Source organism: Arthrobacter sp. JCM 19049 (assembly GCF_001310435.1).
In genome coordinates this window covers 1-556 of sequence record NZ_BAXF01000925.1, presented here as the reverse complement: position 1 = coordinate 556, position 556 = coordinate 1, and the positions used below count along the sequence as shown (strand labels likewise).

The window sequence follows — 556 nt, the reverse complement described above, 5'->3', positions numbered from 1 at the left end:
GCTGGGCGCGGACGTGACCTCCATCGAGGCGGCCCGCTCGGCGATGGAGGTGACCGCGGACCTGAAGTCCTTCGGCTACCGCCGCGGCATCGGCCCGGGCGTGTACGACATCCACTCCCCGCGGGTGCCCTCCCAGCAGGAGATCGCCGAGCTGATCGGCACCGCCTTGGATTCGGTGGACCGCCAGGCGCTGTGGGTGAACCCGGACTGCGGGCTGAAGACCCGCGGCTATGCCGAAACCACCGCCTCCCTGGCCAACCTGGTCGCCGCCGCCCGGCAGGTGCGCGCCGACCAGCTGGCCGCGATCTAACCCCGCGCACCACCACCGGTACGCACCAGCACGAGCAAAGGAGCCAGCCATGGCGCAGCAGTCCACCACAGCGATCCACGCCGGATACAGCCCCGGCGGCGAGCACCGTCCCCTCACGGTGCCGCTGTACCCCTCCGCGGCCTACGAATTCACCTCGCACGCCGATGCGGTGGAGAAGTTCGCGCTGCGCCAGGCCGGCTTCACCTATTCCCGCACCGGCAACCCGACGGTGGCGGTGTTCGAACA

General features: G+C 70.7%; 1 protein-coding gene and 1 pseudogene. Both read left to right on the top strand.

Annotation, left to right across the window (positions count from 1 at the left end; genetic code table 11):
- Positions 1-310 (top strand): annotated as a pseudogene (locus tag JCM19049_RS17150) (5-methyltetrahydropteroyltriglutamate--homocysteine S-methyltransferase); the annotation flags it as partial.
- A gap of 49 nt (positions 311-359) precedes the next feature.
- The coding region (locus JCM19049_RS17145) for a PLP-dependent transferase (RefSeq protein ID WP_279403515.1) at positions 360-556 on the top strand (197 nt) is incomplete at its 3' end.